This is a genomic window from Salinarimonas ramus, assembly GCF_014645695.1.
In the GTDB taxonomy this organism is placed as follows: domain Bacteria; phylum Pseudomonadota; class Alphaproteobacteria; order Rhizobiales; family Beijerinckiaceae; genus Salinarimonas; species Salinarimonas ramus.
This window is the reverse complement of sequence record NZ_BMMF01000009.1, coordinates 113,322-137,566: the sequence shown is the minus strand read 5'-3', so window position 1 is coordinate 137,566 and position 24,245 is coordinate 113,322. Positions and strand designations below refer to the sequence as shown.

At 71.9% G+C, this 24,245-nt stretch carries 21 protein-coding genes; 9 read left to right on the top strand and 12 right to left on the bottom strand.

Annotated features, from left to right (window positions below):
- The 4 genes from IEX89_RS15695 to IEX89_RS15680 form a co-directional block, all read right to left on the bottom strand.
- Positions 1-1,173 (bottom strand): efflux RND transporter periplasmic adaptor subunit, encoded by a 1,173-nt coding sequence (locus IEX89_RS15695; protein WP_188914187.1) that lies wholly within the window; start codon positions 1,171-1,173, stop codon positions 1-3.
- 58 nt (positions 1,174-1,231) lie between these two features.
- Entirely contained in the window at positions 1,232-1,669 is a 438-nt protein-coding gene (locus IEX89_RS15690; protein WP_188914186.1) for a universal stress protein, read from the bottom strand.
- Positions 1,670-1,702: 33 nt separating this feature from the next.
- Positions 1,703-4,384: a TRAP transporter permease gene (locus tag IEX89_RS15685; protein WP_188914185.1), complete on the bottom strand. Its 2,682-nt coding sequence runs from the start codon at positions 4,382-4,384 to the stop codon at positions 1,703-1,705.
- A 159-nt stretch (positions 4,385-4,543) separates the two neighbouring features.
- Complete coding sequence (locus IEX89_RS15680; protein WP_188914184.1) at positions 4,544-5,533, bottom strand: TAXI family TRAP transporter solute-binding subunit; 990 nt, start codon at positions 5,531-5,533, stop codon at positions 4,544-4,546.
- 284 nt (positions 5,534-5,817) lie between these two features.
- On the opposite strand from IEX89_RS15680, the gene IEX89_RS15675 reads away from it, so the two are divergent.
- A complete protein-coding gene (locus tag IEX89_RS15675) occupies positions 5,818-6,576 on the top strand; it encodes an SDR family oxidoreductase (RefSeq protein WP_188914183.1) in 759 nt (252 codons plus the stop codon).
- Positions 6,577-6,638: 62 nt separating this feature from the next.
- Entirely contained in the window at positions 6,639-7,622 is a 984-nt protein-coding gene (denD, locus tag IEX89_RS15670) for a D-erythronate dehydrogenase (RefSeq protein WP_188914182.1), read from the top strand.
- Positions 7,623-7,693: 71 nt separating this feature from the next.
- Here the strand turns inward: denD and argJ are convergent, their stop codons facing one another.
- The 7 genes from argJ to IEX89_RS15635 all read right to left on the bottom strand — a co-directional run bounded on the left by argJ (position 7,694) and on the right by IEX89_RS15635 (position 15,153).
- Positions 7,694-8,932: a bifunctional glutamate N-acetyltransferase/amino-acid acetyltransferase ArgJ gene (argJ, locus tag IEX89_RS15665; protein WP_188914181.1), complete on the bottom strand. Its 1,239-nt coding sequence runs from the start codon at positions 8,930-8,932 to the stop codon at positions 7,694-7,696.
- A gap of 100 nt (positions 8,933-9,032) precedes the next feature.
- The gene (rnhA, locus tag IEX89_RS15660) at positions 9,033-9,494 is read right to left on the bottom strand and encodes a ribonuclease HI (protein ID WP_188914180.1); all 462 of its coding nucleotides are present in this window, start codon (positions 9,492-9,494) and stop codon (positions 9,033-9,035) included.
- Positions 9,491-10,456, bottom strand: a complete 966-nt coding sequence (locus tag IEX89_RS15655; protein WP_188914179.1) for a homoserine kinase — start codon at positions 10,454-10,456, stop codon at positions 9,491-9,493. The genes rnhA and IEX89_RS15655 overlap by 4 nt, the downstream gene beginning before the upstream one ends.
- A 2-nt stretch (positions 10,457-10,458) precedes the next feature.
- Positions 10,459-11,418, bottom strand: coding sequence for a 4-hydroxy-3-methylbut-2-enyl diphosphate reductase (gene ispH, locus IEX89_RS15650; RefSeq protein WP_188914178.1), 960 nt, complete (start codon positions 11,416-11,418; stop codon positions 10,459-10,461).
- 94 nt (positions 11,419-11,512) lie between these two features.
- The gene (locus IEX89_RS15645; protein ID WP_188914177.1) at positions 11,513-13,474 is read right to left on the bottom strand and encodes a putative bifunctional diguanylate cyclase/phosphodiesterase; all 1,962 of its coding nucleotides are present in this window, start codon (positions 13,472-13,474) and stop codon (positions 11,513-11,515) included.
- Between the two features lie 23 nt (positions 13,475-13,497).
- Entirely contained in the window at positions 13,498-13,986 is a 489-nt protein-coding gene (locus IEX89_RS15640; protein WP_188914176.1) for a putative pterin-binding protein, read from the bottom strand.
- Between the two features lie 324 nt (positions 13,987-14,310).
- Positions 14,311-15,153 carry a PRC-barrel domain-containing protein gene (locus IEX89_RS15635; RefSeq protein WP_188914175.1) on the bottom strand — a complete coding sequence of 281 codons (843 nt, stop codon included), beginning with the start codon at positions 15,151-15,153 and terminating at the stop codon, positions 14,311-14,313.
- Positions 15,154-15,528: 375 nt separating this feature from the next.
- Here IEX89_RS15635 and IEX89_RS15630 point away from each other — a divergent pair, with 375 nt between their 5' ends.
- The gene (locus IEX89_RS15630; protein WP_188914174.1) at positions 15,529-15,999 is read left to right on the top strand and encodes a hypothetical protein; all 471 of its coding nucleotides are present in this window, start codon (positions 15,529-15,531) and stop codon (positions 15,997-15,999) included.
- A 174-nt stretch (positions 16,000-16,173) separates the two neighbouring features.
- The gene (locus IEX89_RS15625) at positions 16,174-17,235 is read left to right on the top strand and encodes a DUF2865 domain-containing protein (protein ID WP_188914173.1); all 1,062 of its coding nucleotides are present in this window, start codon (positions 16,174-16,176) and stop codon (positions 17,233-17,235) included.
- A 6-nt stretch (positions 17,236-17,241) separates the two neighbouring features.
- Here the strand turns inward: IEX89_RS15625 and IEX89_RS15620 are convergent, their stop codons facing one another.
- Positions 17,242-17,952, bottom strand: a complete 711-nt coding sequence (locus IEX89_RS15620) for a FadR/GntR family transcriptional regulator (protein WP_188914172.1) — start codon at positions 17,950-17,952, stop codon at positions 17,242-17,244.
- Positions 17,953-18,295: 343 nt separating this feature from the next.
- Here IEX89_RS15620 and IEX89_RS15615 point away from each other — a divergent pair, with 343 nt between their 5' ends.
- From IEX89_RS15615 to IEX89_RS15595, 5 genes are read left to right on the top strand one after another with little or no spacing between them, the layout of a single operon-like run.
- Positions 18,296-19,822 carry a gamma-glutamyltransferase family protein gene (locus IEX89_RS15615; RefSeq protein WP_188914289.1) on the top strand — a complete coding sequence of 509 codons (1,527 nt, stop codon included), beginning with the start codon at positions 18,296-18,298 and terminating at the stop codon, positions 19,820-19,822.
- A 31-nt stretch (positions 19,823-19,853) separates the two neighbouring features.
- Positions 19,854-20,588 (top strand): DUF1028 domain-containing protein, encoded by a 735-nt coding sequence (locus IEX89_RS15610; RefSeq protein WP_188914171.1) that lies wholly within the window; start codon positions 19,854-19,856, stop codon positions 20,586-20,588.
- Entirely contained in the window at positions 20,585-21,571 is a 987-nt protein-coding gene (locus IEX89_RS15605; protein WP_188914170.1) for an ABC transporter ATP-binding protein, read from the top strand. Before IEX89_RS15610 ends, IEX89_RS15605 begins: the two co-directional genes overlap by 4 nt.
- The gene (locus IEX89_RS15600) at positions 21,568-22,677 is read left to right on the top strand and encodes an ABC transporter ATP-binding protein (protein ID WP_188914169.1); all 1,110 of its coding nucleotides are present in this window, start codon (positions 21,568-21,570) and stop codon (positions 22,675-22,677) included. Before IEX89_RS15605 ends, IEX89_RS15600 begins: the two co-directional genes overlap by 4 nt.
- 55 nt (positions 22,678-22,732) lie before the next feature.
- A complete protein-coding gene (locus IEX89_RS15595; protein WP_373290598.1) occupies positions 22,733-24,241 on the top strand; it encodes an ABC transporter substrate-binding protein in 1,509 nt (502 codons plus the stop codon).
- Positions 24,242-24,245 lie beyond the last annotated feature (4 nt).

Sequence of the window (24,245 nt, the reverse complement as noted above, 5' to 3'; positions counted from 1 at the left end):
TCAGCTGCGGCGCGGCGTGTCGACGGGCGCGTCCGCGGGGATCGCCGCCTCGCCCGCCACCTCGACGGGCGCGCCCTCGCGCAGGCGCTGGACGCCCTCGACGACGACGCTCTCGCCGGGCGCGACGCCGCCCTCGACGAGGACGTTGCCGTCGACGCGCCCCGCGACGGAGACGCGGACCTGGCTCGCGGCACCCTCGTTCACGCGCCAGACATAGGCGCCTTCGCGATCCCATTGCAGCGCCTGCGCCGGAACGGCGACGCGCTCGGCGCCGGGAAAGGCGAGGGTGACGGTGAAGCTCATGCCCGGGCGCAGGCGATCGGCATCGTTGGCGATCTCCGCGCGCACCGCCAGCGCGCGGCTGTCGGGATCGACGCGGCTGTCGATCTCGGTGATCGTCGCGGGGAAGGTCTCCTGCGGATAGGCGGCCGTCGTCGTCTCGACGACGTCGCCGCGGGCGACGCGGGCGGCGAGGCGCTCGGGCACGGGAAAGCGCACCAGGATGCGCCCGCGATCGTCCAGCGCGACGACGGGCGTCTGCGTCGTCACGCGCTGGCCGATCTCCACCTGCGAGAGCCCGAGGCGGCCGGAGAAGGGCGCCTCCAGCGTGCGGCGCTCCAGCGCGAGCTCGGCCGCCTCGACGTCGGTGCGCGCCTGGGCGAGCTCGGCCTGCGCCTCCTCGAGCTGCACGGTCGAGGCGGAGCGGCTCTGCGCGAGCTGCTCGAAGCGCGCGGCCCGGTCGCGGGCCAGCTCCGCCGTGATGCGCGCGCGCTCGAGCGCGATGCGCTCGGCCCGGTCGTCGAGGCGCATCAGGGGCGCGCCGGCCGTGACGGCGTCGCCGGGCGCGAACAGGATCTCGACGATACGGCCGTCGTCGGGGGCGAAGAGCGTGACGGAGCGTGCGGCCTCCGCCGTGCCGATGGTGTCGAGGCGCGTCTCCTCGCGGGCGGAGCGCACCTCGCCGACGACGACGGGGGAGGGGCCGAAGCCGCCGCGGCGCGGGCCGCCGGGCCCGCCTTGCGCGGTCTCCTCCGCCGCGGGCGCGGCGAGGCCGACGCGCTCGGCGAGCGCGAGGAGAGGCGCCGGCGCGGTCGCGGGCGCGAAACGGACCCAAGCGGCCATCGCCGCCGCGAGGATCACCAGGGCGACGAGCCCCTGCTTCCAGATTGCCATCGAGCGTCCTTGCGAGCCGCGAGCGAGATCGAGCGGCCCGCCCGACGCCATGCATATCTCACGCCGGACGCGGCCGCACTACGAGTACGGATGTTTTCGCGTGCCGGACTACTCGGGCGGCATTGGGGCCGAGCAGATAGTCTTCCAGCTCGGGACGATGCGCGCTCATCACGATCACGTCAGCGGCCGTTTCCTGCGCCCAATGCAGGATCTCCCGGTAGATCCCGCCGTGGCCTACGATCGTACGCTGCGGAATCTCGGATGGAATCATCTGCGCCGCATAGGCGTGCAGCTCCTGGTTCGCCCGGTCGAGCGCGTCCTTCTCGAAGCCTTCCGGGAAGAAGCCGCCCACGAGCGGCATGCCGAAATCCGGCACGACGGTCATCAGGTGGATCGTGGAGCCGAAGGCGCGGGCGTATTCCACCACCGTCTCGACGGCGCGGCGCTCGGCGTCCTTGTGCCCGAGATCCACCGCGAGAAGGATGTTCCTGTACATGGCCTGCGACCTCCTTCGTTCCGCCGCCCGCGATCAGGCGCGCGCGTTCGCCGGCGCCGTGCCGCCGCGCTCGCCCTCGCGCTCGAGCCGGCGCGACTGAGCGAGCCAGACGAGCGCGAAGAGCAGGGCCGCCGGGATGTAGGACCAGGCGCGGGCGGGCTGCGCCACCGGCACCTCGACGGCGGTGATCATGACCGGGTTGTCCGGGTCGTAGAAGTCGAGATGGCCGAGCGCCCGTCCGCCCTGGCTGCGCGGATCGAAGGGCTCCTCCAGCAGCACGCGATCGCCCTCGACGCGCCACAGGAGCCCGGTCTCCTGCTCGAGCCGCGCGGCGGGATCGAGCTCGGCCTGGCCGAGCGTGAAGGCGAGCGTGCGCTCCTCCACGACGAGATCGGAGAAGCGCGGGCCCGAGATGCCGATGCGGATGATGCCGCCCTCCGGCGTGCCCGCCACCGCCTCCTCGATCGCGGTGGCCGGCAGCGGCTCGTAGGGCGGCACGAACTGGTCGATGAGGAAGCCCGGGCGCAGCAGCAGGAAGGCGACGAGGAGGAGCGCGATCGTCTCCCACCATTTGTTGCGCACGAGGAAGTAGAATTGCGTCGCCGCCGCGAAGACCAGCATGGCGGCGGTGGCCTTCACGAAGACCCAGATGCCTTCCACCCAGCCCACGTCGATGAGGAGCAGGTTCGTGTTGAACACGAAGATGAAGGGCAGGAGCACCGTGCGCAGCGAGTAAAAGAACGCCGTGAAGCCGGTCTTGAGCGGATCGCCTCGCGAGACGGCGGCGGCCGCGAAGGACGCGAGCCCCACCGGTGGCGTCACGTCCGCCATGATGCCGAAATAGAACACGAACAGGTGCGCGGCGATGAGCGGGATGATGACGCCGTTGGCCTGGCCGAGCTCGACGATGACGGGCGCCATCAGGGTGGCCACGACGATGTAGTTCGCCGTCGTGGGCAGGCCCATGCCGAGCACGAGCGAGATCATCGCCGTGAAGACGAGGATGAGCAGGATGTTGCCGCCCGACAGGAACTCGACGAACTCCGCCATCACCTGGCCGATGCCGGTGAGCGTCACCGTGCCCACGATGATGCCGGCGGTGGCGGTGGCGCAGGCGATGCCGATCATGTTGCGCGAGCCGAGGATCAGCCCCTGCGTCAGATCGGCGAAGCCCTCCCGGAAGGCGGCGGAGACCTCAGCGCCGCGCAGCTTGCGAAACAGGGCCTTCAAGGGCTTCTGCGTCAGCAGGATGACGACGAGCAGCACCACGGCGTAGAAGGCCGAGAGGCCCGGCGAGCGCTGCTCGATCATCAGGAACCAGACGAGGACGACGATCGGCAGCAGGTAGTGCAGGCCGGTCTTGAGCACCTCTGTGGCGATGGGAAGCTCGACCACGGGTGCGTCGGGGTCGTCGATCTCGAGATCGGGCTCGCGCGAGGCCAGCCAGATCAGGAAGACGTAGACCGCGCTCGTCAGCACGAGGAGGACCGGCGTCGACACCGCCGGCAGGATCGTCTGCACGCCGCGGATGACGAAGTAGGTGAGCCCCGCGAGGATCAGCATCGAGGCGATGGTGATGCCCGCGCGCAGGAGCGCGATCTGCAGCGGGTGGATCACGCGCTTGGGCAGCGCGGGCATCGCGTTCTTCAACGCCTCGAGATGCACGAGGTAGAGGAGCGCGATGTAGGAGATCAGCGCCGGCAGGAAGGCGTGGGTGATCACCGCCGTGTAGGAGATGCCGACGTATTCCACCATGAGGAAGGCGGCCGCGCCCATGACCGGGGGCATGATCTGGCCGTTGACCGAGGAGGCGACCTCCACCGAGCCCGCCTTCTCGGCGGAGAAGCCCACGCGCTTCATCAAGGGGATGGTGAAGGTGCCCGTCGTCACCACGTTGGCGATGGAGGAGCCCGAGATGAGGCCCGTCATCATCGAGGAGAGGACGGCGGCCTTGGCCGGTCCGCCGCGCAGGTGGCCGAGCAGCGCGAAGGCGAGCTTGATGAAGAAGTTGCCGGCACCCGCCTTGTCGAGCAGCGAGCCGAACAGCACGAACAGGAAGACGAAGCTCGCCGACACGCCGAGCGCCACGCCGAAGACGCCCCCCGAGGTCAGCCACATCTGGTCCATGGCGCGCGAGAACGACGCCCCGCCCCATTGCAGGATGTCGGGCACCAGCGGCGAGGAGCCGAAGAAGACGTAGAGCAGGAAGACGATCGCCACGATGGCGAGCGGCGGGCCGAGCGCCCGGCGCGTCGCCTCGAGCAGCAGCACGAGCCCGGCGCCGGCGGCGACGAGATCCTGGGTGATCGGCAGGCCGGGGCGGCTCGCGAGATCGCGGTAGAAGATGAAGATGTAGAGCGCGCAGAACGTCGCCGCCGCGGCGAGGATCAAGTCGAGGACCGGGATCCGGTCGCGCGGCGAGCGTGCGAAGGCGGGATAGGCGCAATAGGCGAGAAACAGCGCGAAGCCGAGATGGATGGGGCGGATCTGCGCGTCGTTGAGGACGAGCGGCAGCCCCGTCAGCTGCGAGGCGAGGAAGGGCAGCGGCGAGGCGATGTAGAGCTGGAACAGCGCCCAGGCCAGCGCGACGCCGGTGACGGCGCGGCCGACCGGCCCGCGCGGGTTGCGCGCGCCGGTATCGACCTTGGCGACGAGATCGTCGAGCTCCGCCTTGGAGGGGCCGGTATCGTGCGCAGTCCGGGTCTCGTCGTTCATGAGGTCTCGCTCGCGCTGTCGATGCTGCCGAGAGCTTAACCCCGCCCGTGCTCCGTAAGATAGCCCCGTTTCGCCGATGCGGGCGCCGCGCGCGGATCCGGACATGAACACGGCGCGCCCCCCGGGGAGGGCGCGCCGCTCGTCTCGACCGTGAAGGCCTTACTGGAGCCAGCCGCGCTCGCGATAGTAGCGCTCGGCGCCCGGATGGAGCGGCGCCGAGAGGCCGGCCTCGATCATGGTCTCGGGCTCGAGCACGGAGAGCGCCGGATGCAGCGCGGTGAAGTCGTCGAAATTGTCGAAGACCGACTTCACGAGCGTGTACACGGCCTCTTCCGAGACGTCCGCCGAGGAGACGAAGGTCGCGCCCACGCCGAAGGTCTCGGTCGCCTCGTCGTTGCCGCGATACATCCCGCCGGGGATCGTCGCCGTGAAGTAGAACGGGAACTCCTCGGTGAGCGCGTCGACGTAGTCGCCCGTCACGTCCACCAGCTCGGCGTCGCAGGAGGAGGTCGCCTCCTGGATCGTGCCCGCCGGGTGGCCGACGGTGAAGACGAAGGCGTCGATGTTGTCGTCGCACAGAGCCTGGGCCTGCTCGGCCGGGGCGAGCTCGGAGGCGAGCGCGAAGTCGGACGTCGTCCAGCCCTTGCGCTCCATGAGGATGTCCATCAGCGCCCGCTGGCCGGAGCCCGGGTTGCCGATGTTGACGCGCTTGCCGGCGAGATCGTCGAAATGCTCGATGCCGGAGCCGGCGCGGGCGACGACGGTGAGCGGCTCGGGATGCAGCGAGAACAGCGCGCGCAGGTCCTCCTGGGCGCCCTGGTCGGCGAAGCGGCCCTCGCCGTTGAAGGCCTGGTACTGCACGTCCGACTGGACGACGCCGAACTCGAGGTCGCCGCCGCGGATGGCGTTGACGTTGTAGACCGAGCCGCCGGTCGACTCGACCGAGCAGCGGATGCCGTGGTCGCGGCGGGTCTGGTTCATCAGGCGGCAGATCGCACCGCCGACGGGGTAGTAGACGCCGGTGACGCCTCCGGTGCCGATCGAGACGAATTGCTGGTCCTGGGCCTGCGCGCTGCCGGGGGCGGCGACGACGGTCAGGGCCAGGGCGGCGGCGGCCAGTGCCGACGTCGAAAGGAATCTCGCTTGCATGCTCGTGTCTCCGTCTGTTCGACTGGATTCACGCCCGCGTGGTAGGCGTCTTCATGATGTTCTTTCCACGCGCAGGCAGTCTTAGACCATGCCCGCCGGGCTTGCCAACCGGGGCCCTCGCAATCTTCGCGCTCCGATTGCGGCGCCCGCTCCCTTGCCCGCCGTCTTGCGGATCCCCTTGGCGACGTGCCCCATCCCGTTCGGCGCGCGTACCGGTTCCGCAGGCGAAAACCCGCGCTAGAGTGCGCGGCCAAACGAGCACGACGAGCGAGCGGGAGGACGGCATGGGCGGACGCTTGGAGGGCAAGGTCGCCCTCGTCACGGCGGCGGGACAGGGCATCGGGCGCGCCATCGCGGAGGGCTTCGCCCGCGAGGGCGCGGTCGTCGTCGCCACGACCCTGAACGCGGCCGATCTCGACGGTCTCCCGGTCGCCCGGCGCGCCGCGCTCGACGTCACCTCGACGGCGGCGGTGGAGGCGCTCGCGGCCGAGATCGCGCACGATTACGGCGGCATCGACGTGCTCGCCAATTGCGCGGGCTACGTCGCCCACGGCTCCGTGCTGGATTGCGACGAGGAGACCTGGGACGTCTCCTTCGACCTCAACGTCAAGTCCATGCACCGCACGATCAAGGCCTTCCTGCCCGACATGCTGGCGCGCGGCGGCGGCTCGATCGTCAACATCTCGTCGGGCGCCTCCTCCATCAAGGGCGCGCCGGCGCGCTACGCCTACGGCGCGACCAAGGCCGCGGTGATCGGGCTGACCAAGGCCGTGGCCGTGGACTTCATTCGCGAGGGCGTGCGCTGCAACGCCATCTGCCCCGGCACCGTGCAGTCCCCCTCCCTCGACGACCGCATCGCCGCGCTCGCCGCGCGCACGAACCAGGACGAGGCGACGGTGCGCGCCACCTTCGTCGCCCGCCAGCCCATGGGCCGCGTCGGCACCGCCGACGAGGTGGCCGCCGCCGCGATCCATCTCGCCTCCGACGAGAGCGCCTTCACCACGGGCACGACGATGATCGTCGACGGCGGCTGGACGCTCTGAGAAGTCGAAGAGACCGACTTCGCACGCCCCCACGGAACACCAGGCAGGAAAGAAGAAGACCCATGCATGTCCTCGTCACCGGCGCCGCCGGCATGATCGGCGTCAAGCTCGTCGCACGCCTCCTCGCCGAGGGCGCGCTCGGCCGCCGCGCGATCACGCGGCTCACGCTGCACGACGTCGTCGAGCCGGCGGCGCCCGCGGGCGCGTCCGTGCCCGTGGAGACGATCGCCGCCGACATCGGCGATCCGGCGACGGCCGCCCGGCTGATCGCGGCGCGGCCGGACGTCGTGTTCCACCTCGCGGCCATCGTCTCGGGAGAGGCGGAGGCCGATTTCGAGAAGGGCTACCGGATCAATCTCGACGGCACGCGCGCGCTCCTCGAGGAGATCCGCCTCGCGGGCGAGGGCTATCGGCCGCGCGTCGTCTTCGCCTCGTCCGTCGCCGTGTTCGGCGCGCCGCTGCCCGAGCCCGTGCCGGAGGATCAGGCGCTCACCCCGCTCACGAGCTACGGCACGCAGAAGGCGATCGGCGAGTTGCTGCTCGCCGACTACACCCGCCGCGGCTTCCTCGACGGCATCGGCATCCGCCTGCCGACGATCTGCGTGCGGCCGGGCAAGCCCAACAAGGCGGCGTCGGGCTTCTTCTCCGGGATCATCCGCGAGCCGCTGGCGGGGATCGAGGCGGTGCTGCCGGTCTCCGAGGACGTGCGCCACTGGTTCGCCTCGCCCCGCGCGGCGGTGGGCTTCCTCGTGCATGCCGCCGTCCTCGACGGCGAGGCCGTGGGCCCGCGCCGCACCCTCGACATGCCCGGCGTCGCCGCCACCGTCGGCGAGCAGATCGAGGCGCTTCGGCGCGTGGCGGGAGACGCCGCCGTCGCGCGCATCCGCCGCGAGCCCGATCCGACGATCGCGCGCATCATCGCCGGCTGGCCCCGCGCCTTCGCGCCCGAGCGCGCGCTGGCGCTCGGCTTTCGCGCCGAGACGAGCTTCGAGGAGATCGTGCGCGCCCATGTCGAGGACGAGCTCGGCGGTCGCCTGCCGACGTGAAACGTCTCCGGAGGGGGGAGGGCCGCGCAGCGGACCGGAGGGGGCGAGCCCGTCGTGGGCGCGCCCTCGCCTCAGGAGCGATAGTCGCCGTTGATCTCGACGTAGGCCTTGGTGAGATCGCAGGTCCACACGCGGGCCTCGCCGGTGCCGAGCCCGATGTCGACGGTGAGGTCGATCTCGGGGCGGCGCATCACGGCGGAGGCGGCGTCTTCCGAATAATCCGGGTCGCGCGCGCCCTGGTGGGCGACGCGCACGTCGCCGAAGGCGATCGCCAGGCGGTCGCGGTCGGCGGGCTCGCCGGCCTTGCCCACCGCCATGACGACGCGGCCCCAATTGGCGTCCTCGCCGGCGATCGCGGTCTTCACGAGCGGCGAATTCGCGATGGCGAAGGCGATGCGCCGCGCCGAGCCGTCGTCGACGGCGCCCTTGACGCGCACGGTGACGAGCTTGCGCGCGCCCTCGCCGTCGCGGGCGACGAGCTGGGCGAGCTCGACGAGCAGATCCTCCAGCGCCGCGCCGAAGGCGGCCGCGCGGGGATCGTCCGCGGTCTCGATCGGCGCCATGGCGGCCTTGCCCGTGGCGAAGGCGATCAGCGTGTCGGAGGTCGAGGTGTCGCCGTCCACGGTGACGCAGTTGAAGGAGCGCTCCGCCGCCGCGGCGAGGAGCGCCTGCAGCACGGGCGCCGCGATGGACGCGTCGGTGAAGACGAAGGAGAGCATCGTCGCCATGTCGGGCTGGATCATGCCCGCGCCCTTGGCGATGCCGTTGATCGTCATGGGAACGCCGTCGAGGTCGACCGTGCGCGTCGCGAGCTTGGGGAACGTGTCCGTGGTCATGATCGCGCGCGCCGCCGCCTCCCACGCCGCCGAGCCGCCCTCGGCGCGGGACACGCAATCGGGCAGGACCGGCTCGAACTTCGTGGCGTCGAGCGGCTCGCCGATGACGCCGGTGGAGGCGACGAAGACCTCGTGGCGCGCACAGCCCGCCGCCTGCGCCGCGATGCGCGCCGAGAGCGCCACGGCGTCGGCGCCCTTGGCGCCGGTGAAGGCATTGGCGTTGCCGGAATTCACGAGCAGCGCGCGGGCGACGCCGCCGGCGAGGTTCGCCCGGCACCAGTCCACGGGCGCCGAGGGGCACTTGGAGCGCGTGAACACGCCGGCCACGCTCGTCCCTTCGTCGAGCCCGACGAAGAGCACGTCGGTACGGCCCTTGTAGCGGATGCCGGCCGCCGCCGTCGCGAGACGCACGCCGGGGATCGCCGGCAGCGTCGGGTAGGTCTCGGGAGCGAGGGGGGAGATGTCGGTGGCCATGGCGCGGGTCCGCTTGCGAGCGAGGTGGAACGCGCGCGTGTCTAGCGCACCCGCCGCGCGGGAGCGAGGGGAAATGGCGGGCGCCGATGGGCAGCCGGCCTCACCCCCGCGGCACGCCCGCGTTCGCCAGCGCGTCGACCCGGTGGTTGAGCGGATCGTCGGCGTGGCCCTTCACCCAGTGCCAGGTGACGTCGTGGGTGCTGCGGGCGGTGTCGAGGCGCCGCCAGAGGTCCTCGTTCTTCACGGGAGCCTTGGCCGCCGTGCGCCAGCCCTTGGCCTTCCAGCCCGCGAGCCAGGTGGTGATGCCGTTCCTGACGTATTGGCTGTCGGTGTAGAGATCGACGGCGCAGGGGCGCTTGAGCGCTTCCAGCGCCGAGATCGCCGCCATCAGCTCCATGCGGTTGTTGGTGGTCACCGCCTCGCCGCCGACGAGCTCCTTCTCGCGCTCGCCGAAGAGCAGCAGCGCGCCCCAGCCGCCGGGGCCGGGATTCCCCTTGCAGGCGCCGTCGGTGTAGATCGTCACGCGGGGCGTGCCGGGCTTTTGCGCGGCGCTTGCGCTCATCGGTCGAGCCCGTAATCGGCGGCGCTCGCGGCGCGGCGGTGGAAGGCGAGCTTGCGGTCGTACTCGAGGGGGTCCTTGGGGCGGACGAAGGCGCCCTCGGGCACGTTCAGCCAGTCGACGAGGCGCGTGAGCAGGAAGCGCAGGGCCGCCCCGCGGCACAGGATCGGCAGCGCCGCGACCTCCGCGGGTTCGAGCCGGCGCACCCGCTCGTAGCCGGCGATCAGCGCGCGGCTCTTGGTGACATTGTAGGACCCGTCCTGCTCGAAGCACCAGGCGTTGAGGCAGATGGCGAGGTCGTAGGCGAGGAGGTCGTTGCAGGCGAAGTAGAAGTCGATGATGCCCGACACGTCCTCGCCGATGAAGAACACGTTGTCGACGAACAGGTCCGCGTGGATCACGCCCGCCGGGAGATCCGTCGGCCAGGAGGCCTCGAGCCGGTCGAGCTCGGCCTGCGTGCGCGCCGCGAGGCCCGGCGAGACCGTGTCCGCCTGCGCCGCCGCCTGATGGAGCAGCGGGCGCCAGCCCGGCAGCGAGAGGGCGTTCTCGCGCCGCAGCGGGAAGTCGCGCCCCGCCTCGTGCAGGCGCGCCAATGCCTCGCCGAGCGCGCCGCAGCGCTTCGCCGTCGGGCGGCGGATGGAGAGCCCCTCCAGGAAGGTCGCGATCGCGGCGGGGCGTCCCGCGAGGCGCCCCAGCGCCTCCCCGCGCCGATCGCGCACGGGCAGCGGGCAGACGATGCCGCGGGTGGAGAGATGCTCCATGAGGCCCAGGAAGAACGGCAGGTCGCCCTCCCGCACGCGCTTCTCGTAGAGGGTGAGGATGTAGGAGCCGCGCTCCGTATGGAGGAAGTAGTTCGTGTTCTCGACGCCCTCGGCGATGCCCTTGAAGGAGAGCACGGCGCCGATGTCGTAGCCCTCCACGAAGGCGACGAGCGCGTCCTCCGGCACGTCCGTGTAGACAGCCACGACTACTCCGCGGCCTGGCCGCGCAGGCCGCGCGGAAGGGGGAAGAACACGTCCTCGGTGACGGTCGTCACGGTCTCGACCGAGACCTCGTAGCGCTCGGCGAAGGCGTCGATGATCTCCTCCACCAGCACCTCCGGCGCCGAGGCGCCGGCCGTCATGCCGAGGCGGCGAATGCCGGAGAAGGCCTCCCAGTCGATCTCGTCGGCGCGGTTGGCGAGGCGCGCGACCTTGCAGCCGGCGCGCTCCGCGACCTCGCGCAGGCGCTGGGAGTTCGAGGAATTGGGCGAGCCCACGACGATGAGCGCGTCGACCTGCGGCGCGACCTTCTTCACCGCCTCCTGGCGGTTCGTGGTCGCGTAGCAGATGTCCTCCTTGTGGGGCCCGACGATCTCGGGGAAGCGCGCCTTGAGCGCCTCCACGATCTCGCGGGTGTCGTCCACGGACAGCGTCGTCTGCGTCACGAAGGCGAGCGCCGCCGGGTCCGCCGGCGCGAAGGCGGCGACATCCTCGAGCGTCTCGATCAGCGTGATGGTTCCCGCCGGCAACTGCCCCATCGTGCCCACGACCTCGGGGTGGCCGGCATGGCCCACGAGGAGGACGTGGCGGCCCTTCTTCGCATGCACCTGCGCCTCGCGATGCACCTTGGTGACGAGCGGGCAGGTGGCGTCGATGGCGTGCATGCGCCGGCGCAGCGCCTCGTCGGGCACCGCCTTGGGCACGCCATGGGCGGAGAAGATCACCGGCGCGTCCCCGTCGGGGATCTCGTCGAGCTCCTTCACGAACACGGCGCCCTTCCGGCGCAGGCTCTCGACGACGTACTTGTTGTGCACGATCTCGTGGCGCACGTAGACCGGCGACCCGTGCTGCACGAGCGCCTGCTCCACGGCGTCGATGGCGCGCACTACCCCCGCGCAGAAGCCGCGGGGGGCGCACAGGAGGATCTCGAGAGGCGGCTTCGTCATCGGGTCTGGTCTGTGGCGAGACGGGCGTCGTGTCAAGCCGGCGCGAGGGCGCGGTGATCGGTGAGAAGGCCGGTCCCGCTCGACCGGCTCACCGTCAAGACGCCAGCGCCACCCGCGTTCCCGCCTGCGGGTCGTGGGCGACCGTGCCGCAGAAGGCGGGGATCGCGTCCGCCTGCATGGGGCGGGCGAAGAGGAAGCCCTGCAGCAGGCGGCAGCCGGTGCGGGTGGCGAAGGCGAGCTGCTCTCGCGTCTCGATGCCCTCCATCAGCGTCTCGGCGCCGATGGTCTGGGCGAGGCGCATGACGCCCTCGACGATGTTGGTGCGCATGGCGAGATCGCCCTCGGCGAGGAAGGAGCGGTCGATCTTGAGCAGGCTCGGCTTGAGGCGGGCGAGGTAGGCGATGTTGGAATAGCCCGTGCCGAAATCGTCGAGCGCGAGGCGCACGCCGAGCCGCCCGAGATTCGTCAGGCTGCGCGCGACGGCGTCGCTGTCGGAGAGCAGCACGCCCTCGGTGATCTCGATCTCGACGTCGGCGGGCACGAGCTTGTGGCGCAGGAGCGTCGTCGCCACGCGCTCCGCGAGGTCGGCGGAGCGGAACGAGTGGGGCGAGAGGTTGATCGCCACGCGCGGCGTCACGCCGGCGCGACGCCAGGCGGCGGCGGCGCGGCAGGCCTCCTCGAGCACGAAGCCATCGATCTGCGCGATCTGCCCGCTCTGCTCGGCGACGGGGATGAACTCGCTCGGCGGAACCACGCGCCCGGTACGCCCGCAGCGCCAGCGCACCAGCGCCTCGGCAGCGACCACCCGGCGCGCGACGACGTCCACCTGCGGCTGGAACTGGAGGAAGAGCTCGCCCTCGCTGAGCGCCCGCGCCAGGCCGGCGCGAGTCTCCAGCACGCGGTCGCGCGCATCGAGGAGGCCCTGGCGGAAGACCATGTGGCCGTTGCGGCCCCCTTCCTTCACGGCGTAGAGCGCGGCGTCCGCGCAGGTGATCGCCTCGTCGATGGTGGCGGCGTCCTGAGGCCACACGGCGATGCCGCAGCTGAAGAGGATCGGCACGGTCTCGCCGCCGAGCTCGATCTCGAGCGGGCGCTCGGCGCGCGCGGCGAGGCGAGCGAGGACGTCCGCGAGGCCGCCGGGGCCGATCCGGGTCGCGACCACGAACTCGTCGCCGCCCCAGCGCGCGACGATGCCGCCGGCGCCGAAGGCGTCCTGGAGCCAGTGCGCGGCACGCTTGAGCATGGCGTCGCCCGCGGGGTGGCCGAGGCGGTCGTTGACGTCCTTGAAGCGGTCGAGATCGAAGACGAGGACCGCATGCGGGGGCGCCCCGCCCGCCTGCCGCGGGTCGTGCGCCGTCTCCTGCGAGAGGTCCTGGGCCCAGTCGCGGAAGCCGCGCCGGTTGGCGCAGCCCGTGAGGCTGTCGCGTCCGTTGGCGAGGCGCAGCTGCGAGAGCACCGCGCGATTGCGGCCGACGAGGGCGAGGGACAGGGCGGAGAGCACGATCAGCGCGAGGACGCTGCCGAGGACGCCGAGCCAGGCTGAGGAGGTCTCGGTCGCCTTGACGCGCAGCGCCGCGTCGATCTCGGCTTCCAGCCCGCGGGTGTAGTCGCCTGTCTCGCGCACGAGCGCGGCGCTCGACGCGCGCAGGGCGGCGAGGCGGCGCTCGTCGAGAGGGATGCCCTCGCGCACCAGGGCGTCGACCTCCGCGGAGAGGGCGCGAGCGAGCGGCGCGAAGCGCGTGCCCGGCTCCACCATCGGCCCGCGGCTCAACCCCGAGAGCATCTCGAGGCGCACGTGGAAGCGATCCGCGGCCTTCGAGACGAGGGCGAGCGCCCGCTCGTCGGTGGGCGCGAGGGTCGCCGCCTCCAGCGTCCGGTCGAGGTTGACGACTTCCGCGTAGGTGTAGCGCAGGTGCCGGACCATGTACTGCCCGACGTCGATCTCGCCCTGGCGGACGAGGCCCATGTTCCACAGGGCGAAGAGCGCCGCGCAGCCGATGGCGACGAGGACAAGGCCTGCGGCGAGGGGCAACGCGCGCTGCCGGACGGCACGCATGGCGTTTCTGAGCGGCAAGGCTCTCACCACGCGATCTCGTCGATCATCCAGACGCTGCGGTCGATGTAGGTCCGCTCGTCGAGCTCGGGATGGGCGTTCACGGGATAGAGGAGGCGTGCGGGGCCGCGATCGCGCAAGGTCATCGGCCGGCCGTCGACGCGGGTGGCGAGGACGAGGGGCCAGCGCTCCCAGTCCTCGCGGGGCACGACCGCGGCGTAGCCGTCGACGGCGCGCAGCGTGACGGAGGGCGCGTCCGCGGCGCCGATCAGGACGAGCACGTCGGAGAGGAGCGCGCCCGAGAAGGTGAGCCCCGCGGGATCGAGCGACATGCCGCTCGGCATCTCGTGCTGCGGCAGCGCGTCGATGCGCGCGACCGCGAGGCTGCCACGGGCGCCTTTCTCGCCGAGCCGGATCGCGCCGCCGGTCCCGCCCTCGGCCATCGCTGCCGGCGATCCGACGGCGACGAGCGCGGCGAAGAACGCGAGCGCGGCGAGCATGGCGCGGAGCGACACGGGCGAACCTCCCCTCGAGCACGCCGTCCGGGACGGCTTCGTACGGGGCGGTTGTCTCGCGATCGAATGACGAAGATCTTAAGGCGATGTCATTCAAGACTTCCGGACGATTCCCGATGATCAGCCGAAGACTTCATCTTACGTTGCGTCCGGTCGCGTACCTGAACCGGTGAGCCTCACGGCCGCGGGGGCGTGCCGCGAGACGCATGCAGCAGCGTGCCGGGAGCCATGCTGCCGCGACATGCGCGCGTGCCGCGCACGAAAGAGGGGCCCGACCCTCCGGGCCGGACCCCTCTCCCGTCTTTCGCTCTCACGCGTGCCGCGTCAGAGATCGGAGCCGAGGCCCTCGTACTCGAAGGGCGTCATCTCGCCCATCTCGTCCTCACGGTAGGGCAGGTCGTAATACGTGCCCGTGCCGTAGCCCATGCCCGTCCCGTAGCCGGCGCCGTAGCCGTACGGGCCGTAATAGGGATAGGCGTAATAGCCGCGACCGTAGGTCGAATCCGGGTTCACCACGACGGCCTGGACACGGCCCTCGGAGATGATCACGTCGTTGACGTAGCCGTAGTTCTGCGGCGTGTCGTCGGCGCCGCGAATGCGGGCGTAGTCGCCGATCACCTCTGAGACGCGGTAGGCGCGCGGGCCGAGCTCCTGGTCGTCGATGCCGGCGACCACCTGCTGGTCGGCGACCGAGCCCGTCACGTCCATGCCGTCGCCGAAGGCGTAGCCGCGGCCGTAGACGCCGTACTCGTCGATATTGTCCTCGGTGACCGGGATCGTGATCGCGCGGTCGCCGTAGGCGAGCTCGATCTCGCTCCAGGGCACGGCCACGTGGGTGTCGCCGATGTCGATGAAGCCGCCGATCTCGGCTACGACGGCGATCACCTCGCCGTCGGCGCCGACGATGATGTCCTCGACGTCACCGATCTCCTCGCCGCCGATGCCGTAGACCTCGTACTCGTCGATGAACTCCTCGGCGCTCCAGCCCGAGCCGTAGAACTCGTCCGTGTTCCAGCCCGAAAGGGCGACGACTTCCGGGGTCTCGAGCGTGCCGGCCTGCTCCAGGTCGACGGTCTCGGTCGCCGTCTGCGCCAGCGCAGGGGAAGCGGCGAGGGCCGCGACGATGGCGAGGGTCGAGGTGCGCGTGAAGGTGGTGCGCTTGATCATGAGCGGTACCCCTTTTCGGTTAGAGTGGGTGTCCGCACCGCGATGCGGTCGGCCGCGGCAGGGGGCGCCTGTGACGCCCGCCGATGATGCGCTCTCGGCGCGGTGCGGCCGGTCTCGGGTCACCAACGGAGGGCGGCAATCATCGTTCCGCGGGAAATTCGCCGCGACATCGCCTGGAATGGGACCCGAATGCGCAGGCGCGAGACGTGATGCGCAGGCGCGGGACCTGGAGCCCAGGACGCTCGACCCAGGACATCCGTCCGATGCGCGCCGGATTTTCCCGCCCCGCTGGAACACCGATCGGTGCGCGCATTTGGGAGGGCGTGCGCGGGCCCCTCGAGCGGCCCGCACCAGAGGAAACGACGAGAAGGAGACATGGACATGCAAAAGACGCTGATCGCAGCCCTCGCGCTCACCGGCACCGCCGCCTTCCCCGCGCTCGCGCAGGGCACGAACCAGAACCAGACGGGCGCCCAGACCGGCAGCCAGTCCGGCCAGCAGATGCAGGCGCAGCAGGGTGGCCAGATGACCGAGGACCAGATGCGCTCGCGCCTCGCGAGCCAGGCGCAGGTGCGCGACGCGCTCACGCAGTCCGGCTTCGAGGAGGTGACGCTGCTCGACGCCGCTTACCTCGTCTCCGCCCGCGCACCGTCGGGCGAAATGGTGATGATGGTCGTCAATCCGTCGGGCCTCATGCAGGGCATGATGCAGGGCATGGGGCAGAACATGGGCCAGAACATGGGCCAGGGGATGGGCCAGCCCGGCATGAACCAGGACGCGACCGGCTCGACCAACACCATGCCCGGCCAGCAGAACCAGTCCGGCCAGGGCCAGACGAACCAGTGACGGCCGCTACGACAGGCACATGAGCAGGAGGGGGCGAGCGCTCGTCCCCTCCGATCCTGGCGCCGCGCGGCTCTCCTGCGGCGCGGTTTCCGCTTAACCTTAACCAATGGTTACGATTGCGGGCGCAATCACGTTCCGGTCTGGTGCACCCGGTCCCAGCCGAGGAGCTTGATCGTGACCGGAGCCGCGCTCGTCCGAGCCCATCGCGCCGCGCTGCGCGCCGCACCGTCCGCCATCCCGAGCGATGCCACGCCCCGCCGTCGATCCTGGCGCGGGCGGTCCTGGCACGGGGCGATCGTCATCGGGCTCGCGGCGCTCCTCGCGCTCACCGGCGCGGGCGTCGTGGCGGGGCCCGACGCGCTCTCCTTCTTCCGTGCCGATCGCGACGCGGGCAACGGAGGCGGCATCCTCTTCGCCCGGCCCGCGCCCGCCACCGAGCTCGCGCGCCGGCCGGCCGCGGTCGCCGAGGCGAGCCTTCCCGCGCCCGCGCGGCGTGTGGCGGCGGCGCCCGCGACCCCGCGCCCGGCAGCGACGCCCGCCCGCTTCTCGTTCTGCGTGCGCACCTGCGACGGCTATTTCTTCCCCCTCGGCGATCTCGGCAGCGCCCGCGACCTCTCGCTGCACGAGGAGGCCTGCGCCGCCGCCTGCCCGGCGGCCGAGACCATGCTGTTCGCGGCGAACGGATCGCGCGACATCGCGGATGCCCGCTCCATCGCCGGCGGGACGCCCTACACGGCGCTCCCCGTCGCCTTTTCCCATCGCGAGCGCCGCGCCGATGCGTGCGCCTGCAATCGCCCGGAGATCGGCGGCCTCGCCCGCCTCGCCGCCGGCGACCGGACGCTGCGGCCCGGCGACGTGATCGTCACGGCGGACGGCGCGCGGGTCGTCGCCCGCGACGGTGCGCTCCCCTCGGTCGAGGCGCCCGGCGCGGCTTCGCGCGCGCTGCGCACCCTCGTCGCCGATGCGATCGGCCCGAACCACGCGGCGACTTGGCGCGCCTATGCCCAGAGCCGCCCGGCGGCGACGACGCGCCCCGTCGTCCTCACGGCCCTCCCGCCCGCGCGGCCCGACGCCTTCCAGCCGGTCATGGCCGCGCTGGAGCCGGCGAACCTCTCGCAGACGATCCTGCCGCCGCCGCGCCCGGCGATGCTCGTCGTGGCCGGTGGGCCGACGCTCGTCGCCGCGATGCAGCCGCGCCGGATGGCGCGCGTCACGGGCTTCACGGAGCTGAACTGAGGCGCGTCACCCGCCGGTCGGCAGGCCGAGGCTCGTGGCGATGGTCGCGAGATGCTCGCGCATGGCGCGCTCGGCGGCGTCCGGGCTGCGGGCGGCGATGGCCTCGACGATGGCGAGATGCTCTCCCGCGAGCCTGAGCCGCCGCTCCGGCGGCCGGGTCCCCTCGCGCAGTCGGCGCCAGACCGGTTCCTCGCGCACCGCCTCGATCGCCTCGAACACCGCCAGGAACAGGCCGTTGCGCATGGCTTCCGCGATGCGCCGGTGGAAGGCGCCGTCGTAGCGCTCGTATTCGGCGTCGCTCTGCGCGTCGCGCGAGCGCTCGGCGAGGCGCCGCAGGCCCTCGACGTCGACGGGTGCCGCGCGCAAAGCGGCGTGGCGCGCGAGGATCGGCTCGATCTCCAGGCGCACCTCCATGATCTCGGCGGGGCTGGTGAGCGCCGCGAGGCCGGCGAAGCGGCGGGTCTTGGGTGCGGGCGGCGCCGAGACGAAGGTGCCCTGTCCCTGCCGCCGCCAGATCAGGCCCTCGGTCTCGAGCGCGTCGAGGGCGCGGCGCACGGCCCGGCGCCCGACCCCCAGAGCCTCGGCGATCTCGCGCTCGGGCCGCACGCGGCCGTCCTCGACGAAGCCGGGATCGCCGAGCGCCTCGCGCAGGCGCGCCAGCACGGGATCGTCCCCCGGCGTGCCGCCTCGCAATTCCGTCGGGAACGGCTCGTCCATGATCCTGGGAGGCCTCCTGGCGCACCAATGCTCATATTGGTACGGCGCTTCCCACGCTCTGTCGAGGGGTGACGCCGGGGTGCGAGTGCATGCTCCAGGGCGAGGCGCCCGCTCGGCAACGGGGCAATCGTCGCATACCGAATGAGCAGCCTGCGCCTTGCCGAAAAAACGGGCGGTGGCTAAGCTCCCGCCTCGGTCGTACGCGTCGGGTCGGCGTCCGGACGTAGCGTAACAATCTGAATTGGTTCGACGCCTCGCCCGCGTCGCGAAGAGGAACGGTCCCGTGCAGCTGCGCCACGACACGCCCTATCCCTCCCGCCGCTCGCCGGTGCTCGCGAAGAACATGGTCGCGACCTCCCACCCGCTCGCCGCGCAGGCCGGCCTGCGCATGCTGCTCGCCGGCGGCAACGCGGTGGACGCGGCGCTCGCGGCGGCGATGGCGCTGACCGTGCTCGAGCCCACCGGCAACGGGCTGGGCTCGGACGCCTTCGCCATCCTCTGGGACGGCGACGAGCTGCACGGGCTCAACGCCTCCGGGCGCTCGCCCGCGGGCTGGTCGCCGGACCGCTTCCCGAACGGCATGGCCGAGCGCGGCTGGGAGAGCGTCACGGTGCCCGGCGCGGTCTCGGCCTGGGTCGCTCTCTCGGAGCGCTTCGGCAAGCTGCCCTTCGCCGACCTCTTCGGCCCCGCGATCACCTACGCGGAGGAGGGCCATCCGGTCGCGCCGATCATCGCGACGCTGTGGAAGCGCGCCGAGCGCGTGCTCGGGCATCAGCCGGGCTTCGCCCAGCACTTCCTCCCGGGCGGGCGCGCGCCGGCGGCGGGCGAGATCTTCCGCTCGCCCGACATGGCGGCGAGCCTGCGCGCCATCGCCGAGAGCCGGGGTGAGGCCTTCTATCGCGGGGCGCTGGCGCGCTCGATCGCCGATTTCGCCCGCGCCCACGGCGCCGCGCTCGACGAGGACGACCTCGCCGCCCACGAGGCGGATTGGTGCGGCACCGTCCACGGCGGCTACGGCGACCTCGCGCTCCACGAGATCCCGCCCAACGGCCAGGGCATCGCCGCGTGCATGGCGCTCGGCATCACCCGCCATCTCGGGCTCGAGCGCTATGCGCCGGACGATCCGGACGCGCTGCATCTGCAGATCGAGGCGATGAAGCTCGCGCTGGCCGACGCCGAGGCCTACGTCGCCGATCCCGCCGCCATGACCGAGGTGAGCGCGCAGGATCTCCTGTCCGAGGACTACCTCGCCTCGCGCGCGGCCCTCGTCGATGCGAGCGCGGCGCAGGATTTCGGCGCGGGCGCGCCCAAGCACGGCGGCACCGTCTACCTCACGGCGGCGGACGCGTCGGGCATGATGGTGTCCTTCATCCAGTCCAACTATGCCGGCTTCGGATCGGGCATCGTCGTGCCGGGCACGGGCATCTCCCTGCAGAATCGCGGGCTCGGCTTCGTCACGACGCAGGGGCATCCGAACCGCGTCGGCCCGCGCAAGCGGCCCTTCCACACGATCATCCCGGGCTTCCTGATGAAGAACGGCGCGCCGCTCATGTCCTTCGGCGTGATGGGCGGGCCGATGCAGGCGCAGGGGCACCTTCAGATGGTGCTTCGCACGCAGATCTGGGGCCAGGACCCGCAGGCCGCCGCCGACGCGCCGCGCTGGCGCTACGTCTCCGGCCGCACCGTCGCGATGGAGGACACGTTCGGGGCGCAGACGCTCGACGCGCTGCGCGCCCGCGGTCACGCCGTCGAGGTGGAGGCGCCCGACGCGAGCTTCGGCTTCGGCGGCGCCCAGCTGATCCATCGCATCGAGGGCGGCTATGCCGGCGGGTCGGACCCCCGCAAGGACGGCCAGGTCGTCGGCTACTGAGCCATCGGATCCGAGATTCGGGGAGGCGTCCATGACCTGGTCGATCGTCGCGCGCGACCCGCAGACGGGCGCCATCGGCATCGCCGTGGCGAGCCGGTTCTTCGCAGTGGGCGCGCGCGTGCCCTTCATCGCGCCGGGCGTCGGCGCCGTGGCGACGCAGGCGCTGATCAACCCGCTCTACGGCCCGAAGGGGCTCGACCTCCTGCGCGACGGCGCGAGCGCGGCGGAGGTCGTCGCCGCGCTGGTCGCCGACGATACGGGCCGCGACCACCGCCAGGTGCAGGTGATGGACGCGCAGGGCCGCTTCGCCGCCCATACGGGCGCGGCCTGCGTCGACTGGTGCGGGTCGCTGTCGGACGAGATCTGCGGGCTCGCCGGCAACATGCTCGCGGGGCCGCAGGTGCTGGAGGAGACCGCCCGCGCCTATCGCGAGAACGCGGACCTTCCCTTCCCGCGCCGACTCCTCGTCGCCATGGCGGCGGGCGAGGCGGCGGGCGGCGACAAGCGCGGCAAGCAGTCGGCGGGCCTCCTCATCCACACGAGCGAGGACTGGCCCGACCTCGACATCCGCGTCGACGACCATCCCGAGCCCATCGCCGAGCTCGCGCGCCTCGAGCGCGTCTCGCGAGAGCGCTGGACGCATTTCAAGCGCTACCTCGCCACCCGCGAGGACCCGGTCGGCATCACCGACCGCGCCCGCATCGACGCGGAGATCGCCGCCGCCATCGCCGCCGCGGATGCGGAGACCGGAGCCTCCGCCGCATGAGCGAGGCGCCGATCCTCTCCGTCGAGGACCTCGCGGTCACCTTTTCGGGGCCGGACGGGCGGCGCACGCGGGCCGTCGACGGCGTGTCCTTCTCCGTCTCGCCCGGGCGCACGCTCGGGATCGTCGGCGAATCGGGCTGCGGCAAGAGCGTCACCTCGCTCTCGGTGATGGGGCTCCTGCCCAAGGTCGGCACGGCGATCTCGGGGCGCATCCTGTTCGAGGGCCGCGACCTCCTGCGCGAGAGCGAGCGCAGCCTGCGCGACCTTCGCGGCGATCGGCTCGCCATGATCTTCCAGGAGCCGATGACGTCGCTGAACCCCTCCTACACGATCGGCGACCAGATCGTGGAGGCGATCGTGCGCCACCGCGCGATCGGCCGGCGCGAGGCGGCGCAGCGCGCGGTGGAGATGCTGGAGCGCGTGCGCATCCCCGAGCCGGCGGCGCGCTTTCACGACTATCCGCACAAGCTGTCGGGCGGCATGCGCCAGCGCGTGATGATCGCCATGGCGCTCGCCTGCGAGCCGCGCCTCCTCATCGCCGACGAGCCCACGACCGCGCTCGACGTGACGATCCAGGCGCAGATCCTCGAATTGATGCGGGCGCTGCGCGAGGAGACCGGCACCGCCATCGTGCTGATCACGCACGATCTCGGCGTCGTCGCCGAGGTCTGCGACGAGGTCGCCGTCATGTATGCCGGCCAGGTGGTGGAGCGCGCGCCGGTGGAGGAGCTCTTCCGCTTCCCGCAGCATCCCTACACGGTGGGGCTGATGGGCTCGCTGCCGCGCTTCGATCGCCCGCGCACGCGCCTCGCCGCCATCGAGGGCGCGGTGCCCGACATGTCGCGCCCGCCGGAGGGCTGCCGCTTCGCGGCGCGTTGCCCGTTCCGCATCCCGCGCTGCGAGACGATGCCCGAGCTCGCCCCCGTCGGTCCCGACCGCTCGGCGCGCTGCTGGCGCGCGCCGCTCGAGGAGCTCGCGGCATGAGGACGGACGCGCACGCACACGAGGTGCCGGTTCTCGAGGCGCACGACCTCGTGAAGCATTTCGTCGCGCGCAAGTCGCTCATCGGGCGCCCGCTCGCGACCGTGAAGGCGGTGGACGGCGTGTCGCTCGCCGTGCGCTCGGGGGAGACCGTCGCCCTCGTGGGGGAATCCGGCTGCGGGAAGTCGACGCTCGGACGCATGATCCTGCGCCTCGTCGATCCGACCAGCGGGCGCATCGTCATCGGCGGCGAGGACGTGACGCACGCCCGCGAGCGCGACCTGAAGGGCCTGCGGCGCGCGGCGCAGATCATCTTCCAGGACCCCTTCGCCTCGCTCAACCCGCGCATGACGGTGGGCGAGATCCTCGCCGAGCCGCTGATGCTGCACGCGATCGTGCCGGCGAGCGAGCGCCCCGCGCGGGTCGCCGCGCTCCTGGAGCAGGTCGGGCTCGACCCGCGCCACGCGGCGCGCTTCCCGCACGAATTCTCCGGCGGGCAGCGCCAGCGCATCGTCATCGCCCGCGCGCTCGCGGTGGAGCCGAAGGTGATCGTCTGCGACGAGCCGGTCTCGGCGCTCGACGTCTCGATCCGCGCGCAGATCCTCAACCTGCTCGAGGAGCTGCAGGCGCGCCTCGGTCTCGCCTACGTCTTCATCTCCCACGATCTCGGCGTCGTGCGCCACATCGCGGACCGGGTCTGCGTGATGTATCTCGGCCGCATCGTCGAGACGGGCACGACCGCCGAGATCTTCGAGAACCCGCGCCACCCCTACACGCGCGCGCTGCTCTCCGCGATCCCGGCGCCGTCGCCCACCGCGCGGCGCGAGCGGCGGCTGCTCGAGGGCGACGTGCCGAGCCCGCTCTCGCCGCCGTCCGGATGCCATCTGCGCACCCGCTGCCCGCACGTGCAGGACGTGTGCGCAACGACGCGTCCGCCGCTTGATCCGGTGGGGCCGACGCAGGCGTCCGCCTGCCTGTTCGCGAAAGACCTGCCGCCGGCCGGCGACCTCACACCCCGTGAGGCCCCGCTCGACCCGCGGCTCGAGAAGCTCTTCGCCGCCTTCGTCGGCGACGACGAGACCGCCGCGGCGAGGACCGCGGCGCAATGAGGGGAATTCGCCGGCACGCGCCGGCGCAAGAAGGGAGACTCTCACGATGAGACGTATGGTCCTCGCCGCAGCGCTCGCCACCGCGACGCTCGGCCTCGCCGCCGGCGGCGCGAGCGCGCAGACGACGGTGCGCATCGGGCTCGCCGAAGATCCCGACGTGCTCGATCCGTCGCTCGGGCGCACCTATGTCGGCCGCATCGTCTTCGCCTCGCTCTGCGACAAGCTGTTCGACATCGACGCCGACCTCAACGTGATCCCGCAGCTCGCCGTCTCCCACGAGACCTCCGAGGACGGGCTCGCGCTGACGATCCGGCTGCGCGAGGGCGTCACCTTCCACGACGGCACGCCCATGGACGCCAAGGCGGTGAAGTATTCCCTCGACCGCCATCGCTCGATGGAAGGCTCCTTCCGCCGCGGCGAGCTCTCGATCGTGGAGAACGTCGAGGTGGTCGATCCGCTGACCGTGCGCCTCGACCTGAAGAGCCCCTTCGCGCCGCTTCTCGCGACGCTCACCGACCGCTCGGGCATGATCGTCTCGCCGACGGCGGCGGAGGCGGCCGGCGACCAGTTCGGCAATAATCCCGTCTGCGCCGGGCCCTTCGAGTTCGTCGAGCGCGTCCAGCAGGACCGCATCGTGCTCGAGAAGTTCGACGACTACTGGAACGCGGACGCGATCAACGTCGACCGGGTCGAGTTCCGCCCGATCCCGGATTCGACGGTGCGCCTCGCCAACCTCCAGTCCGGCCAGCTCGACCTGATCGAGCGCGCGCTCGCCACCGACATCCCGACCATCGAGGCCGATCCCGACCTCGTGCTCGAGACCACGACCGAGCTCGGCTACCAGGGCATGACGATCAACGTCGCCAACGGCGAGGGCGCCACCGGCCCGCTCGCCGAGAGCCCGCTCGTGCGCCAGGCGCTCAACCTCGCCATCGATCGCGAGGCGCTCAACCAGGTCGTCTTCAACGGCGCCTTCTTCCCGGGCAACCAGTGGGTCAACCCGCAGAATTCCTGGTACCAGGACGCCTACCCGGTCCCCGCGCGCGACGTCGAGCAGGCGAAGGCCCTCATCGCCGAGGCCGGCGTCGAGACGCCCATCGTCGTCGACTTCATGGTGCCCAACAACCCGGAGGTCCGTCAGGTCGCCGAGGTGATCCAGGCCATGGCGGCGGAAGCGGGCTTCGACATGCAGATCCGCGTCGTCGAGTTCGCCACGGGCCTGCAGGAGGCCGAGGCCGGCCGCTTCGGCGCCTTCATGCTCGCCTGGTCGGGCCGCCCCGATCCGGACGGCAACATCTACTCCTTCGCCCATTCCACGGGCCCGCTGAACTACGGCAAGTTCGCGAGCGAGGCGGTGGACACGGCGCTCACGCAGGCCCGCACGGCCACGACCCAGGAGGGCCGCATGCAGGCCTATTCGGACGTCGCCGACGTGTGGCTGACGGAGGGCTCGGTACTCTACCTCTACCACCGCGCCATGCTCATCGCCCACACCACCGCGATGCAGGGCTACACGCCCCGCCCCGACGGCCTCGTCAGCCTCCTCGGCGTGACGATGGAGTGAGGTC

What these genes read in the sequence shown, in the direction of transcription:
- IEX89_RS15695 (WP_188914187.1), bottom strand. Translation starts at nt 1,173, where the DNA reads ATGGCAATCTGGAAGCAGGGGCTCGTCGCCCTGGTGATCCTCGCGGCG.
- IEX89_RS15690 (WP_188914186.1), bottom strand. Translation starts at nt 1,669, where the DNA reads ATGTACAGGAACATCCTTCTCGCGGTGGATCTCGGGCACAAGGACGCC.
- IEX89_RS15685 (WP_188914185.1), bottom strand. Translation starts at nt 4,384, where the DNA reads ATGAACGACGAGACCCGGACTGCGCACGATACCGGCCCCTCCAAGGCG.
- IEX89_RS15680 (WP_188914184.1), bottom strand. Translation starts at nt 5,533, where the DNA reads ATGCAAGCGAGATTCCTTTCGACGTCGGCACTGGCCGCCGCCGCCCTG.
- IEX89_RS15675 (WP_188914183.1), top strand. Translation starts at nt 5,818, where the DNA reads ATGGGCGGACGCTTGGAGGGCAAGGTCGCCCTCGTCACGGCGGCGGGA.
- denD (WP_188914182.1), top strand. Translation starts at nt 6,639, where the DNA reads ATGCATGTCCTCGTCACCGGCGCCGCCGGCATGATCGGCGTCAAGCTC.
- argJ (WP_188914181.1), bottom strand. Translation starts at nt 8,932, where the DNA reads ATGGCCACCGACATCTCCCCCCTCGCTCCCGAGACCTACCCGACGCTG.
- rnhA (WP_188914180.1), bottom strand. Translation starts at nt 9,494, where the DNA reads ATGAGCGCAAGCGCCGCGCAAAAGCCCGGCACGCCCCGCGTGACGATC.
- ispH (WP_188914178.1), bottom strand. Translation starts at nt 11,418, where the DNA reads ATGACGAAGCCGCCTCTCGAGATCCTCCTGTGCGCCCCCCGCGGCTTC.
- IEX89_RS15645 (WP_188914177.1), bottom strand. Translation starts at nt 13,474, where the DNA reads ATGCGTGCCGTCCGGCAGCGCGCGTTGCCCCTCGCCGCAGGCCTTGTC.
- IEX89_RS15635 (WP_188914175.1), bottom strand. Translation starts at nt 15,153, where the DNA reads ATGATCAAGCGCACCACCTTCACGCGCACCTCGACCCTCGCCATCGTC.
- IEX89_RS15630 (WP_188914174.1), top strand. Translation starts at nt 15,529, where the DNA reads ATGGACATGCAAAAGACGCTGATCGCAGCCCTCGCGCTCACCGGCACC.
- IEX89_RS15620 (WP_188914172.1), bottom strand. Translation starts at nt 17,952, where the DNA reads ATGGACGAGCCGTTCCCGACGGAATTGCGAGGCGGCACGCCGGGGGAC.
- IEX89_RS15615 (WP_188914289.1), top strand. Translation starts at nt 18,296, where the DNA reads ATGGTCGCGACCTCCCACCCGCTCGCCGCGCAGGCCGGCCTGCGCATG.
- IEX89_RS15610 (WP_188914171.1), top strand. Translation starts at nt 19,854, where the DNA reads ATGACCTGGTCGATCGTCGCGCGCGACCCGCAGACGGGCGCCATCGGC.
- IEX89_RS15605 (WP_188914170.1), top strand. Translation starts at nt 20,585, where the DNA reads ATGAGCGAGGCGCCGATCCTCTCCGTCGAGGACCTCGCGGTCACCTTT.
- IEX89_RS15600 (WP_188914169.1), top strand. Translation starts at nt 21,568, where the DNA reads ATGAGGACGGACGCGCACGCACACGAGGTGCCGGTTCTCGAGGCGCAC.
- IEX89_RS15595 (WP_373290598.1), top strand. Translation starts at nt 22,733, where the DNA reads ATGGTCCTCGCCGCAGCGCTCGCCACCGCGACGCTCGGCCTCGCCGCC.